This window comes from Qipengyuania polymorpha (assembly GCF_019711435.1).
In the GTDB taxonomy this organism is placed as follows: domain Bacteria; phylum Pseudomonadota; class Alphaproteobacteria; order Sphingomonadales; family Sphingomonadaceae; genus Qipengyuania; species Qipengyuania polymorpha.
The window spans coordinates 495,355-508,605 of record NZ_JAIGNK010000002.1; the positions used below are offsets into that span (position 1 = coordinate 495,355).

Below are 13,251 nucleotides of genomic sequence, written 5' to 3' on the forward strand. Positions count from 1 at the left end.
CGTATCGGTGGAATCTGCCCTAGCCCTGCGAAGCTGTCGAGGGGATGAAGGCGGATATCCGCTACCGGATGGTATCGAGATTCAGGTCGCGGGCTGAGCGGCGGCGGGTGTCGCTTCCGCAGCCGGTGCCTCATCGCGCGCCAGCAGCGCCTCGGCGGTGACCGGGACATCGCGGATCACCGTGTCTTCCTCGGTCAGCTTGGGCACTTCGCGTCCGCCGATGGTAATGGCTAGCGCATAGGGCCTGCCGGTCCAGATCTGCGGACCATCCGCATCCTCGGGGATGGTGAAGCTGTCGCCCGTGTTCATTTGCGCTTCGTAGAGCCGCGTGCCGTTGGCATCGTAGAATTTGACCCAGGTGCCATCCATCTCGCTGGTGAAGACAACGGGGCCGCCGGTCGGCTGCGGAGCGGGCGTAGCCGCCTGCTGCGGTGTCTCGTTCTCGGCAACCTGCTCTTCGGGGTCCTGCAGGGGCGCAGGACCGATGCCGGGCGCAAAATAGCTCGAATAAAAGGCATAGACGCCACCGAGCAGCAGGATAGCCGCGAGGACGGCGAACCATGCGAGGCCGCGCCCCGGTACTCGCGCCGGGTCGCCGGGTTCGAACTTGGCCGGGCGTTCGACCGCTTCGGGGTCGCCTTCGGCCAGTTCGGCACGGACCTGGTCGAGAATTTCGTTCTCGTCGAGGCCGACCGTGCGGGCATAGGTGCGCGTGAACCCGATGGCATAGGTGCGCGACGGGAGCGCAGACCAGTTGCTTGCCTCGATTTTATGCAGGTGGTCCTTGTTGATGCGCGTTTCAGCAGCAATCTGCTCGAGTTCGAGCCCCTTCGCCTCGCGCGCCTCGCGCAAACGGTCGCCCGCGCGCTGGGCAGGCGCGGTGTTCTCTTCGACGGTGTCGATTTCTTCTTCCATGCGTATCCCGAATTCCTGAGACCCCGCGGGTGTTCCCGCTTCCCGTGCGATGCGTAGAGAGGGCGCGGGCGCCGCAATGTCAACTCTCGCACCCCCGCCTCATGTGCCGCAAACCGACGAAATGCGCGGCGCGAGCGACGAAATCAGTCGAGGTCGATGCCGTTGGTCTCCGCCCAATGGGCGAGCGCGGCGCGCATGTCGGGCGGCGGGCTCATCATCCACTGCTGCATCTGCTTGGTGAGATCCGGCAGGTAGACCTTGCGCACCAGCTCCTTGATGGGGCCAACGGCGGCAGGTGTGATGGAAAAGCGCGTGTAGCCCAGCCCCATCAGCGCCAGCGCTTCGAGCCTGCGTCCACCCATCTCGCCGCACACGCCGATGCGGACCTGGCTGCCGACCATGTTCTTCGCGATGCGCGCGAGGAAGCGCAGGATGGCGGGGCTGAGCCAGTCGTAGCGTTCCGCCAGCTTGGGATTGGCGCGGTCGGCCGCGAAGAGGAACTGGGTGAGGTCGTTCGTGCCGATGGAAATGAACGACAGTTTCGGCAGCAATATATCGAGCACTTCGGCAAGCGATGGCACTTCGAGCATGCAGCCGTATTCGATGCTTTCCGGCATCAGCTTGCGCCGGTCGCGCAGGAAATCCGCCTGTTCTTCGAAAATGGCCTTGGCGGCATCGAATTCCCACGGCTCTGAGACCATGGGGAACATGACCGAGAGCTGGCGACCGGCGGCGGCTTCCAGCAATGCCCTCGCCTGCGCTTTCAGCAAGCCTTCGCGTTCGAGCGAGAGCCGCAAAGCGCGCCAGCCCATGGCCGGGTTCTCGTCTTTCTCGGCGGTATGGTTGTCGAGATAAGGCACGGCCTTGTCGCCCCCGATATCGACCGTGCGGAAGATAACCGGCTTGCCATCAGCAGCGTCCAGCACGTCGCGATAAAGCCGCATCTGCCGATCGCGCGCGGGCAGCGTCGAGGAGACGAGGAACTGGAACTCGGTGCGGAACAGCCCGATGCCGTCCGCACCGGTCAGTTGCAGCGCGCTGACATCGTCGCGCAACCCGGCGTTCATCATCACCGTGATGCGCGTACCGTCGCGGGTGAAGGGTTCGACATCGCGCAGTTCGGCATAGGCCGCAGCGCGTTCCTTGCTCTTGGCGAAACGGGCGTCGAATGCTTCGAGCAGTGGCCCCGAGGGGCGCAGCGTGACCGTGCCCTTGTCGGCATCGACCAGCACTTCATCACCTTCGGAAACCTTGCTGCGCACGCGCGCCACGCGGCCGAGTACCGGAATGCCCATGGCCCGCGCCACGATGACGACATGCGCGGTGAGCGAGCCTTCCTCCAGCACCACGCCCTTCAGGCGTCTGCGGTCGTATTCGAGCAATTCGGCAGGCCCGAGGTTGCGCGCGAACAGGATGGAATCTCGCCTGAGACCCTGCGTTGCGGCCGTGCCGAGCTGGCCCGAGACGATGCGCAGCAGCCGGTTCGACAAATCCTCAAGGTCGTGCATGCGGTCCGCCAGCAGCGGGTCGTCGATTTCGCGCATGCGCATGCGGGTGCGCTGCTGGACGCGCTCGATGGCCGCTTCTGCCGTCAGCCCGCTGTCGATCGCCTCGTTGATGCGGCGGCTCCAGCCCTCGTCATAGGCGAACATCTTGTAGGTCTCGAGAACCTCGACATGCTCGCCGCCCTTGCCGAATTCGGGCTCTCGGCCCATCGCGTCGATCTGGTCGCGCATCTTGTCGAAGGCGCGGTAGACGCGCTGGCGCTCGGCCTCGATATCCTCGGCCACGACCTGGTCGATTTCGACGCGCGGCTGGTGGAACACCGCCTGCCCCGCCGCGAGGCCTTTTACTAGGGTCAGCCCTTCAAGCACCTCGCATTCGGTAGAGACGTCATCGAGGTCGATCTCCTGCTCGTCGTCGACCAGTTCCTTGTGCGCGATAAGTTCGGACAGCACCATTGCGGTCGTCTGCAGCGCCTCGATCTCGACGTCCTCGTAGCGGCGCGGCTCGACATGCTGGACGCAGAGCACGCCCACCGAACGCTCGCGGTAGACGATGGGAACGCCGGCGAAGGAATGGAACTTCTCCTCGCCCGTTTCGGGGCGGTAGAGGAAGTCGGGATGTGCCTTGGCCTCGGCGAGGTTCAGCGTCTCGATATTCTTGGCAATCGTGCCCGTCAGCCCCTCGCCGATACCCATGCGGGTGACGTGGACAGCCTCGGGGTTGAGGCCGTGGGTGGCGTAGAGTTCGAGTTCGCCATCGCGCAGCAGGTAGATCGAGCACACCTCGCTCGTCAGGCTGTCGGCGATGATGTCGACCACGCGGTCAAGCTTGTGCTGGGCATGGTGGCGTCCGGCCATGACCTCGTGCAGGCGCGTGAGGATCTGGCGGGCGGATGCAGCTGCTGACATGGGCGGCAGCTATAGCAAAAAGAGAGGCAAGCGAAAGCGGGGCGGTGGAAGGGAAATCCTTCCAGCCCCGCAAGCGTTCAATCGCGCCTTACGCGTGGGCGATCTCTTCCTTGATCTTCAGCTTCTGTCTCTTGAGCTGCTGGATCATCGCGATGTCGGGCGAAGGCCTTGCCTGTTCGTCGTGCAACTTGGCTTCGAGCCCAGCATGCTTGGCCTTGAGTGCGGCGACATGGGATGATTGCATAGGTTGGCTCCTTCTAGAGTTGGCGACCCCGGATGAAGCGACTCGTGCATTGCGGCACGTGCCGCTCGATTGGTATCAAACCACAGCTTGGCGAATTTACAAACCCCCGTAGAAACGCCATGCGACGAGGCGAGATTCGCAAGGGACGACCGTGAACGAGCAGGAACTTCGCAAGCGACTGGAATCGCTCAAGAGCGAGCACCGCGACCTCGACGTGGCTATTGTTGCGCTGAGCGAAGCGGGCGAGAGCGGTTTCGTCGATCAGCTGCAGATTGCGCGGCTGAAGAAGCGCAAATTGCAGCTGAAAGACCGAATCGCGGCCATCGAGGACAATCTCATTCCCGACATTATTGCCTGAGCGCGGGTTCCGCCCAAGCGGCGACTCGTTTCATCGCGGGACAGGCCCGCACAATCCCTTGGGTCTTGCGGAGCGGTTGGCTTAGTCCATTGTTCACGATGGATATGGACCGCACCATTCATGAACAGGTCGTCGAAGACCTCTACGCAGAAGCGCTGGCGCTGGCCGACGAGGCGCGCGCGGTGTTCGACCTGCGCGACGAAACGAGCCGCGGCAACACGCCCGACCAGGTCCGCATTGCCATGTCCATCGAAGGGCTGCGCACCACCACCCGCGTCATGCACGTCCTTGCATGGCTCCTGAACCAGCGCGCCTATCACGCTGGCGAGCTGACCAAGCTGCAATTGCTGCGCCACGGGACGCTGGGCGAGGAACGCCCTTCCGACCCGGCCAACATGGAACTGCTCGAACTCACCACGCGCAGCCTTATCCGCGACACCGAGCGGCTGCACGCCCGCGTCAGGCGCCTCGACGAGGAACAGCGCCAACTCGACAGCGAGGCAGTAGACCCGGTGCGCGGCATGCAGGGACGCATCGCTCAGGCCTTCGGCGCGGCTTAAGCGACCGACTTAGGCCACGGATAGGGCCCGGGCGTAGCGCGCCAGCCGGTCTTTCCTGACATCATCGGACATCGACGGCGTGAAGCAGCGCGCGCCGCCGCGCATAGCCTTGGCTGCGTCTTCGAGATTTTCATACAGGCCCGCGCCGACACTCGCGCAGATGGCAGCACCAAGTGCCGTCGTCTCGACGAAGTCGGGACGTTCGACTTCGAGGTCGAGAATGTTGGCAAGGTCCTGCGCCATCCAGTCGTTTGCACTCATCCCGCCATCGATGCGCAGGCTGGTCCACGCCGCCCCATCGGCAGCGAAGGCCGAGGCAAGGTCGTGCGTCTGGTGCGCCATCGCCTCGAGCGCAGCGCGGGCAATCTGCGCGCGCCCGCTGGCAAAGCTGAGACCCGAAATCACGCCGCGCGCATCGGGTTTCCAGTGCGGCGCGCCGAGGCCCGCTAAGGCCGGCACGATAACCACTTCGCCGCTGTCCTCGATCGAACGGGCAAGTTCCTCGGTCTCGCTGGCGCTGCCTATGAGGCCGAGCTGGTCGCGCAGATACTGGACGAGGCTGCCTGCCACGAAGCACGCGCCCTCGATGGCGTAGGTCCGATTGCCGCCCGACTGGTGCAGCACTGTTCCCAGCAGCCGGTTGTCCGAGCGCGGAATGTCGTGCCCCTTGTTGGTAAGGACAAAGGCGCCCGTGCCATAGGTTGCTTTGGTCTCGCCGAAGGAGAGGCAGCCCTGCCCGATGGTCGCCGACTGCTGGTCGCCCACCAGCCCGCAAATCGGGATATCGCGCCCGAGCCATTCCGCCGTGCAAGTCGCAAGCTGGCCGTGTGTGTCGACCACCTCGGGCAGCGCCGGTTTCGGCACGCCGAACAGGTCGCAAAGCTCAGCGTCGAATTGCTCGCCATCGAGCGCCAGCAGCAGCGTTCGGCTGGCGTTGCTGGCATCGCTCACGTGGCACCCGCCCGACAGTTTGAACACCAGCCAGCTCTCGACCGTACCGAAGGCCAGCGTGTCGTTTTCCGACGCCGCGCGCACTGCATCGTCATTGTCGAGCATCCAGCGCATCTTGGTGCCGGAGAAATAGGGGTCGAGAAGCAGGCCGGTGCGTTTCTGCACCTCGGCCTCGTGCCCCGCCTCTTTAAGCTGCGCACAGAAATCCGCTGTGCGCCGGTCCTGCCAGACAATGGCGCGCGTGTGCGGCTCGCCCGTGTCGCGGTCCCAAGCGACGACCGTCTCGCGCTGGTTGGTGATGCCGATGGCGGCGATATCGCCAGCCGCTTCGCCCACCGCCTCGCGCATGCAGGCGAGCGTCTTGTCCCAGATTTCCGCCGCGTCGTGCTCGACCCAGCCCGGCTTCGGGTAATGCTGCGTGAGTTCGGCCTGCGCGACGCCTACCATCCGGCCGTCGCGGCTGAAGACCATGGCCCGTGTCGAAGTCGTCCCCGCGTCGAGGACCAGAATTTTCTCTCCCATATGCCCCTTCTGCCGTTCGCCTCGAGCGGATGCAACGCACTTCCGCAGGAAGAACTCGAGAGGCGGTTTGCGCGAACGTGTCTCGACTTCGCTCGACACGAACGTCTAGGGAGTCTCCATGGCAGGACCACCTCCCAAACCATGGCCCACGGGCGAAGCGATGCAATTGGAGCCGCTGGTGCGCCGCGTGCTGGCGCCCAATCCCTCGCCCTATACCTATACGGGAACGCAGTCATACATCGTGGGACTGGGACAGGGCTGCGCGGTTATCGACCCCGGGCCGGACGAGAAGGCGCACCTGCTCGCGCTCGATGCCGCCATCGGCGAGGAGCATGTCTGCGCGATTCTGTGCACGCATACCCACCGCGACCATTCACCTGCTGCCAGGACACTCGCCGCGCGCACCGGCGCGCCCATCGTCGGTTGCGCCCCGCTGGTCCTCGACGACAGCGGGCCGCGCGCCGATGCGAGCTTTGACCGCACCTATGAACCCGACCGCGTGCTGGAGGACGGCGAAGCAATGACCGGCCCCGGCTGGACCCTGCGTGCCGTCGCGACGCCCGGCCATGTCTCGAACCACCTCTGCTTCGCGCTGGAGGAAAGCGGCGCGGTCTTCACCGGCGACCATGTCATGGGCTGGTCGACCAGCGTCGTCGTGCCGCCCGATGGCGACATGGCCGACTACATGGCAAGCCTCGAAAAGCTCTACGCCCGCGAGCAGGACACGGTCTATTACCCCGCCCATGGCGAGGCCATCACCAAGCCGCGCCAGCTCGTGCGCGGCATGATCGGCCACCGCCGCCAGCGCGAGAACCAGATTTTGCGCCACTTGCGCGAAGGCCCTCATGCCGCGGGCGATTTCGTGCCGAAGATGTACAAGGGCCTCGACGAGCGGTTGCACGGTGCTGCGAAAATGTCGGTCACAGCCCATCTCATCGACCTAGAGCGCCGAGGCCTCGTCCGGCGCGAGGGCGATATGTGGGTGGGTATCTGACCCGGCCCCATTGACGGGCGAGACCCCTTCCGGAAATATGCGTCCATAACAAAAGACAAGATGGTCGCTCGTTCTGGGGGAGATTACGAGTATGGCTACAGCCGCCGCCGCGCCGGAAGATACCGCAATCCGCGGAAACACGCGCTTTTTCACCATTATGGCCTTCGTGATGAGCTTCATCATCGTGGCCGGTTTCGTGGTCAACCTCGCCTTCGCGCGTTCGAGTTTCGACGTGCCCTGGCCTTATCACGCGCATGGCGTCATCTTCATGTCGTGGCTTGGCATCTATTGCGGCCAGCACCTGACCGCCTCGTGGCAGAACTGGTCGCTCCACGCGAAATTCGGCAAGATTGCCTACCTCTGGGTGCCGATGATGGTCATCTTCGGCACGGTCATCATGGTGGTGGTGGCGCGCCGGACGGGTGGCCCCTTCTTTTTCCACGTCAGCGAGTTCCTGTGGAGCAACACCATGCTGGTGTGGCTCTTCGGCGGGCTCACCTTCTGGGCGCTCTCGCGCCGCCGCTACACCGGCTGGCACCGCCGTCTCATGCTGTGCGGCATGGCCATCCTGACCGGCCCCGGCCTCGGACGGCTGCTTCCGCTGCCGCTGATGATACCCAACGCCTGGCTCATCACGACGCTGGCCACGATGATCTTCCCGGTCATCGGGATGATTGCCGACAAGCGCAGCCAAGGCCGCGTGCATCCCGCATATTGGTGGGGCCTCGGCCTTTACATCGCGGTCTTCGCCATCTCGGTCCTGCTGGCGCACAGCAGCTTCGGCATGGGCATTACCGAGCAGGTCATCGCGGGCACGCCCGGTGCCGAGCGCCCGATGGAAGCCTTCCTGCCGCCTGGCTTCTCGATGTAATGCATTCGCGAGGCAAGGAACCCCCTCGCCTCGCCACCCGTTCCGTCTATAAGAGCGCCAAAGCAATCAGACGGGACCAAGAATGACCGCCGAAAACAGCCTTCCGACCGGCGAAGACCTGCTCGCCGCCATCGACCGCCTCCGCAAGGAGAAGAATGCGATCATCCTCGCGCATTATTACCAGACCGCGCAAATCCAGGATCTGGCCGATTTCGTGGGCGACAGCCTCGAACTGAGCCGAAAGGCGGCGGAAACCGACGCCGACGTCATCGCGTTTTGCGGCGTGAAGTTCATGGCCGACACGGCCAAGATCCTGTCGCCTGAGAAGATCGTCGTCCTGCCCGACATGGACGCAGGCTGCAGCCTCGAAGACAGCTGCCCGCCCGAAAAATTCAAGGCTTTCCGCGAAAAGCACCCCGACCATATCGCGCTGACCTACATCAACTGCTCGACCGAGGTGAAAGCATTGAGCGACATTATCGTCACCTCTTCCAGCGCCGAAACCATCATCAGCCAGATCCCCGAAGACCAGAAAATCATCTTCGGCCCCGACCGCCATCTCGGCAGCTACATGAGCCGCAAGTTCGGCCGCGAGATGCTGCTCTGGCCGGGCGTGTGCATCGTGCACGAAGCCTTCAGCGAAACCGAACTGCTCAAGCTGAAAGCGCAGCACCCCGGCGCCCCCGTTGCCGCGCATCCCGAATGCCCGCCGACCATCGTCGAGCATGCCGATTACGTCGGCTCGACCAGCGGCATCCTGCAATTCGCGCAGACCTTCGAAGGCGACACGCTCATCGTCGCGACCGAGCCGCACATCATCCACCAGATGGAAAAGGCGCTGCCCGAAAAGAATTTCATCGGCGCGCCGGGCGCGGACGGCAACTGCAGCTGCAACATCTGCCCCTACATGGCGCTCAACACGCTGGAAAAGCTCTACAAGTGCCTCGACACGCTCGAGCCGCGCATCGAAATCGAGGAAGGCCTGCGCCTGAAAGCGAAGCAGAGCCTCGACCGCATGCTCGAAATGGCCAGCGGCACGATTGGGAAAGGCGATCTGGGGAAGGTGTAGGCAACCCTTCCGCAGCACGAGCGTTTAGCCCTTCATGACCGCCCGCCTCCGCAAGTTCTGGCTGAGTGTAAATGCCAGCTACTGGTTCCTGCCTGCACTGTTCTCGCTTGCGGCATTGCTGCTTGCGAGCCTGACTATCTGGCTCGATCGAAGCGGCTGGGCAGCCTTCCTCAACGACGTAGCCTGGCTTCATCCGGCCCGGCCCGACGGGGCGAGCAACATGCTCACCGTCATCTCGGGCACGATGATCGGTGTCGCCTCCACCGTTTTTTCCATCACCATCGCAGCCGTCGCCTATGCCAGCGGCAATTACGGCCCGCGCCTGCTGACCAATTTCATGGAAGACCGCGGCAACCAGTTCAGCCTCGCGACCTTCATCGGCACTTTTGTCTATTCGATCACTGTCCTCAGGACCGTGCGGACGGAGGACGAAGTCCCGTCGGCGATCGAGGACTCGATTACCGGAGCCATGCCGGGCTTCGTGCCGCAGCTCTCGCTGCTGGTCGCCTTTGCACTGGTGCTACTGAGCGTGGCGGTGCTGGTCTATTTCCTCAACCACATCCCCTCCTCCATCCGGATCAACACTGTCCTGAAGGGCATCGGCGCACGCCTGCTTGACGAAATAAGGGAGTTGTTCCCAGACGAAAACGAGGGCGAGCACGCGCATTCGGCACCCGATGGCTCTCCCATCGCCGCTCATGACACGGGCTACGTCCAGGCCATCGCCTATGCCAAGCTGGAGCAACTGGCAAAACGCGAAAACGGCAAGCTGAAGCTGGCGGTGCGCACGGGCGATTTCGTCCACCCCGAGGTGACGATCGCCTACTGGGCCGACATGGATGTGGTCGATAAATCCCCCGACGACGATGTGCGCGCTGCCTTCACCCTCGGCAGCATGCGCACGCCGAGCCAGGACATGCAGTTCCTGATCGACGAGCTGGTCGAAATCGGCCTGCGCGCGCTCTCGCCCGGCATCAACGACCCCTTCACTGCGGTGACCGCTGTTCACTGGCTGGGCGCGGCAACGGCGGAACTGGCGCGGCGCAATTTGACGCGCAGCTATGCCAGCAATGGGGAAGAACCGCATCTCGTGCTGCTGGAGGACGATTTCGAGCATTTCGTCGCGCGCGGTTTCGGAGCAATGCGCAGCGGGGTCGCCACCAACAGGATTGCCGCGCTGGTGACCTTCGACGCACTGGTCGATGCCGCTTCGACACTCGATGACGAGCAGCGGCGTGCAGTCATAAAAAAGGAAGGCGATTTGCTCGCGATGCAGGCGCGCGAACATCTCCTCGGCCCCGAACTCGACGCGGTCGAGGCGCGCTACCAGACTTTCCTGATCAAGATCGAGCGGTAGGCAGGCGCTCGGGCGGGGCGCTCTTCGCCAGCAGCAATGCTGCCGCAACCAGCACCATCCCGAGGATATCGAGCGGCACGAGCAACTCGCCGAAGACCAGCCAGCCGACCGTGGCTCCGACTGCGGGCTGGGTCAGCAGCGCCATGCCGATGATGAGCGGCGGGAAATTCTTCAGCGAATAGACCAGCAGACCCTGCCCGATGACCTGGCTCGACAGGGCAAGCAGCAGCACCGGCGTCCAGCCCGCATCGCCCGGCCAAACGGGCTCGCCCGCAAGAACCGCGATGCCGAGCAGGAGCGGAGAGGCAGCGATACTCACCAGCAGCAACACGCTCCACTGGCCAAGCTCTCCCCGCGCGCGTTGGGCGGGGAGGAGGTAGAAGGCGTAGCACAGCCCAGCGAACAGGCAGAAAAGGTCGCCGACGAAGGTCGTGGTCGAGATTTCGAGGCTCCGTCCGAGCAGGATAGCCGCGCCGAGCAGGGCCGCTGCCACGCCTCCGCCCTCGCGCCATGAAGGCGCGCGGCGCAGCGCTACCAGCCCCCAGAACATCAGGATGACGCTGCCCGAATTGCCGAACAGCACCGCGTTGCCGAGGCGGGTGCGCTCGATGCCGACATGCCAGCTTGCAAGGTCCAGAGCGAAGAACACGCCTGCCGCTAGCACCAGCAGCGCCAGCTTGCGGTCGAGCCTGCCCGGCGCCCTCCCCCGCCACGCGAGGAAGGCGATGAGCGGGATGGGCAGGAACAGCCGCCAGAACGCCGCCGAGACCGGCCCGGTATCGGCCAGCCTTACCAGCCATGGGCCCAGCGCCAGCGCGATATTGCCGGCAATCAGCGCGGCAAAGTGCCATGCACCCGCCTGAAAGCCATTCTTGTCCGCTGTGGTGCTTGTCTCGCCCATGACCGCCCCCTAGCTCTTGTGCCACACAAGGCCAGCCAAAAAGGACTACGCCTCCATGCACGAAAAACTCTTCGAACCCGTCACCCTTGGCTCCATCGAGGCGAAGAACCGCGTCTTCATGGCCCCGCTCACGCGCGGCCGCTCGACCCAGCCGGGTTCGGTCCCGAACGAGATGATGGCGACCTATTACCGCCAGCGTGCAGGCGCGGGCCTCATCATTTCCGAAGCTACCGGTATCAGCGTCGAAGGCCTCGGCTGGCCCGCCGCGCCGGGCATCTGGAGCGATGCGCAGACCGAGGGCTGGAAGCCGGTGACCGAAGCCGTCCACGAGGAAGGCGGCAAGATTGTCCTCCAGATGTGGCACATGGGCCGGCTCGTGCACCCCGACTTCCTCGGCGGCAATGCGCCGGTTTCGGCCAGCGCGACAAAGGCTCCCGGCCACGCGCATACCTTCGAAGGCCGCAAGGATTACGAACAGGCGCGCGAACTTTCGACCGATGAAATCGCCCGCGTGGTGGAGGATTACCGCCACGCTGCGGAGAATGCCAAGAAGGCGGGGTTCGACGGCGTCCAGCTGCATGGCGCGAATGGCTATCTCGTCGACCAGTTCCTGCGCGACAGCACGAATTTGCGCGAAGATGAGTACGGCGGCAGCCCTGAAAACCGCACGCGCTTCCTGCGCGAAGTGCTGACCGCGCTGGTCGATGTCTGGGGTGCGGACAAGGTCGGCGTGCGCCTTTCGCCCAATGGCGAGACGCAAGGCTGCGACGACAGCGATCCGCCCGCGACCTTCGGTGCGGCGGCCAAGGTGGTCGAAGACCTCGGCCTCGCTTTTCTCGAACTGCGTGAGCCGGGCCCGGAAGGCACCTTCGGTTCGACCGATGTACCCAAGCAGAGCCCGCTCATCCGCAAGCTCTATTCGGGCAAGCTCATCCTCAATTCGGACTACACGCCCGAGCAGGCCGTCGCCGATATCGAGGCCGGGCGCTGCGACGCGGTAAGCTGGGGCCGCGACTTCATCTCCAACCCCGATTTGCCCGAGCGCTTCCGCCTTGGCGCAGAGCTGCAGCCCAACGTCAACGTACCGCAAAGCTGGTACCTGCCGGGTCCCGAAGGTTACATCGATTACCCGATGCTAACCAAAGTCGGAGATACTGTTTCCTAAAGGTGATTCGCGCCATGCGGGCGCGTGTCGTCGCGCAAAGGAGACTGACATGCGCTCGTGGCTCTACGTCCCGGCGGACAAGGAAAAGGCGCTCAAGGAAGCGGGTCGAAGCGGTGCCGACGCCATCGTGCTCGACATGGCGCGCGCGGCGAAAGAGGAGGCCAAGCTCCGTACGCGACTCGTCGCGCGCGACTGGCTGATGTCGCATCGCCAGCAGGTCACCCACTCACGTCCCTTCGCGCGCTGGGTCCGCATCGGCCCGATGAGCAGCCCCTACTGGCGCGGTGACCTCGAAGCCGTGCTGGAGGGCCAGCCCGACGGCATCATGCTGGCCGAGTGCACCGATACCGAGGAGGTGAAAAACCTCGCCGCCGCGCTTTACGAGCTCGAGAGCAATATCGGCATCCGTGCGAACACCACGCATATCATTCCCGAACTGGGCTCGAACCCGGTTGCGGCACTGCATTTGCGCCCCTTTGCCGAAGAATTGCACCAACGCGTTACCGGCCTGACCTGGGACAGCGCAGCCCTCGCCCGCTCGCTCGGCGCGCGCCGCATGCGCGGACCGGGCGGTTTGTGGACCGACCCGCTCGCCATGGTCCGCGCGCAGGTCCTGCTTGCTGCCCATGCACAGGGCTTGCAGGTGCTTGAAGCACCCTTCCGCGACCGCCGCGACGAGGAAGGTGCCATCCGCTCCTTCAACGCCGCGCGCGCCGATGGTTTTACCGGAATGCTCGCGATCCATCCTTCGCAGATCGAGGGCATCAACGCCGCCTTCGCGCCCACGAGCGAGGAAGTGGCCGAGGCACGCGAAGTGGTAGGCCTCTTCGCGCTCAATCCCCATGCGGAAAAGGTCGTGTTCCGCGGCCGCCATGTCGGCCAGCGCGAACTGGCGCAGGCCCAGGCACTCGCTGGCGTCGCCTAGCCGCG

General features: G+C 64.4%; 13 protein-coding genes. 8 read left to right on the forward strand and 5 right to left on the reverse strand.

Features of this window, described 5'->3' with window-relative positions; genetic code table 11:
• Positions 1-81: 81 nt before the first annotated feature.
• The 3 genes from K3152_RS07730 to K3152_RS07740 form a co-directional block, all read right to left on the reverse strand.
• The gene (locus K3152_RS07730; protein ID WP_221573518.1) at positions 82-915 is read right to left on the reverse strand and encodes a helix-turn-helix domain-containing protein; all 834 of its coding nucleotides are present in this window, start codon (positions 913-915) and stop codon (positions 82-84) included.
• Between the two features lie 143 nt (positions 916-1,058).
• Positions 1,059-3,329 carry a phosphoenolpyruvate--protein phosphotransferase gene (ptsP, locus tag K3152_RS07735; RefSeq protein WP_221573519.1) on the reverse strand — a complete coding sequence of 757 codons (2,271 nt, stop codon included), beginning with the start codon at positions 3,327-3,329 and terminating at the stop codon, positions 1,059-1,061.
• 88 nt (positions 3,330-3,417) lie between these two features.
• Entirely contained in the window at positions 3,418-3,573 is a 156-nt protein-coding gene (locus tag K3152_RS07740; RefSeq protein WP_221573520.1) for a YdcH family protein, read from the reverse strand.
• Positions 3,574-3,724: 151 nt separating this feature from the next.
• On the opposite strand from K3152_RS07740, the gene K3152_RS07745 reads away from it, so the two are divergent.
• A complete protein-coding gene (locus tag K3152_RS07745; RefSeq protein WP_221573521.1) occupies positions 3,725-3,931 on the forward strand; it encodes a YdcH family protein in 207 nt (68 codons plus the stop codon).
• Positions 3,932-4,035: 104 nt separating this feature from the next.
• Positions 4,036-4,491, forward strand: a complete 456-nt coding sequence (locus K3152_RS07750; RefSeq protein ID WP_247713268.1) for a DUF1465 family protein — start codon at positions 4,036-4,038, stop codon at positions 4,489-4,491.
• 9 nt (positions 4,492-4,500) lie between these two features.
• On the opposite strand, the gene glpK is transcribed toward K3152_RS07750, so the two are convergent.
• On the reverse strand, positions 4,501-5,964 hold the full coding sequence (gene glpK, locus K3152_RS07755; RefSeq protein ID WP_221573522.1) for a glycerol kinase GlpK: 1,464 nt from the start codon (positions 5,962-5,964) through the stop codon (positions 4,501-4,503).
• A 118-nt stretch (positions 5,965-6,082) separates the two neighbouring features.
• Between glpK and K3152_RS07760 the strand changes: the two genes are divergently transcribed.
• From K3152_RS07760 to K3152_RS07775, 4 genes are all read left to right on the forward strand, one after another.
• Positions 6,083-6,958: an MBL fold metallo-hydrolase gene (locus K3152_RS07760; protein WP_221573523.1), complete on the forward strand. Its 876-nt coding sequence runs from the start codon at positions 6,083-6,085 to the stop codon at positions 6,956-6,958.
• Positions 6,959-7,049: 91 nt separating this feature from the next.
• Positions 7,050-7,829, forward strand: coding sequence for a hypothetical protein (locus K3152_RS07765; protein ID WP_221573524.1), 780 nt, complete (start codon positions 7,050-7,052; stop codon positions 7,827-7,829).
• A gap of 82 nt (positions 7,830-7,911) precedes the next feature.
• Positions 7,912-8,898, forward strand: a complete 987-nt coding sequence (nadA, locus tag K3152_RS07770) for a quinolinate synthase NadA (RefSeq protein WP_221573525.1) — start codon at positions 7,912-7,914, stop codon at positions 8,896-8,898.
• Between the two features lie 34 nt (positions 8,899-8,932).
• Positions 8,933-10,255 carry a DUF2254 domain-containing protein gene (locus K3152_RS07775; RefSeq protein WP_221573526.1) on the forward strand — a complete coding sequence of 441 codons (1,323 nt, stop codon included), beginning with the start codon at positions 8,933-8,935 and terminating at the stop codon, positions 10,253-10,255.
• On the opposite strand, the gene K3152_RS07780 is transcribed toward K3152_RS07775, so the two are convergent.
• Complete coding sequence (locus K3152_RS07780; RefSeq protein ID WP_221573527.1) at positions 10,239-11,156, reverse strand: DMT family transporter; 918 nt, start codon at positions 11,154-11,156, stop codon at positions 10,239-10,241. The two genes, K3152_RS07775 and K3152_RS07780, sit on opposite strands and share 17 nt — an antisense overlap.
• 55 nt (positions 11,157-11,211) lie before the next feature.
• Here K3152_RS07780 and K3152_RS07785 point away from each other — a divergent pair, with 55 nt between their 5' ends.
• A complete protein-coding gene (locus K3152_RS07785) occupies positions 11,212-12,321 on the forward strand; it encodes an alkene reductase (RefSeq protein WP_221573528.1) in 1,110 nt (369 codons plus the stop codon).
• Between the two features lie 49 nt (positions 12,322-12,370).
• Positions 12,371-13,246, forward strand: a complete 876-nt coding sequence (locus K3152_RS07790) for an HpcH/HpaI aldolase/citrate lyase family protein (protein WP_221573529.1) — start codon at positions 12,371-12,373, stop codon at positions 13,244-13,246.
• Positions 13,247-13,251 lie beyond the last annotated feature (5 nt).

Coding starts and splice junctions, on each gene's coding strand:
- glpK (WP_221573522.1), bottom strand. CDS start 5,964: ATGGGAGAGAAAATTCTGGTCCTCGACGCGGGGACGACTTCGACACGG.
- K3152_RS07785 (WP_221573528.1), top strand. CDS start 11,212: ATGCACGAAAAACTCTTCGAACCCGTCACCCTTGGCTCCATCGAGGCG.
- K3152_RS07790 (WP_221573529.1), top strand. CDS start 12,371: ATGCGCTCGTGGCTCTACGTCCCGGCGGACAAGGAAAAGGCGCTCAAG.
- K3152_RS07750 (WP_247713268.1), top strand. CDS start 4,036: ATGGACCGCACCATTCATGAACAGGTCGTCGAAGACCTCTACGCAGAA.
- K3152_RS07775 (WP_221573526.1), top strand. CDS start 8,933: ATGACCGCCCGCCTCCGCAAGTTCTGGCTGAGTGTAAATGCCAGCTAC.
- ptsP (WP_221573519.1), bottom strand. CDS start 3,329: ATGTCAGCAGCTGCATCCGCCCGCCAGATCCTCACGCGCCTGCACGAG.
- K3152_RS07760 (WP_221573523.1), top strand. CDS start 6,083: ATGGCAGGACCACCTCCCAAACCATGGCCCACGGGCGAAGCGATGCAA.
- K3152_RS07740 (WP_221573520.1), bottom strand. CDS start 3,573: ATGCAATCATCCCATGTCGCCGCACTCAAGGCCAAGCATGCTGGGCTC.
- K3152_RS07730 (WP_221573518.1), bottom strand. CDS start 915: ATGGAAGAAGAAATCGACACCGTCGAAGAGAACACCGCGCCTGCCCAG.
- K3152_RS07780 (WP_221573527.1), bottom strand. CDS start 11,156: ATGGGCGAGACAAGCACCACAGCGGACAAGAATGGCTTTCAGGCGGGT.
- nadA (WP_221573525.1), top strand. CDS start 7,912: ATGACCGCCGAAAACAGCCTTCCGACCGGCGAAGACCTGCTCGCCGCC.
- K3152_RS07765 (WP_221573524.1), top strand. CDS start 7,050: ATGGCTACAGCCGCCGCCGCGCCGGAAGATACCGCAATCCGCGGAAAC.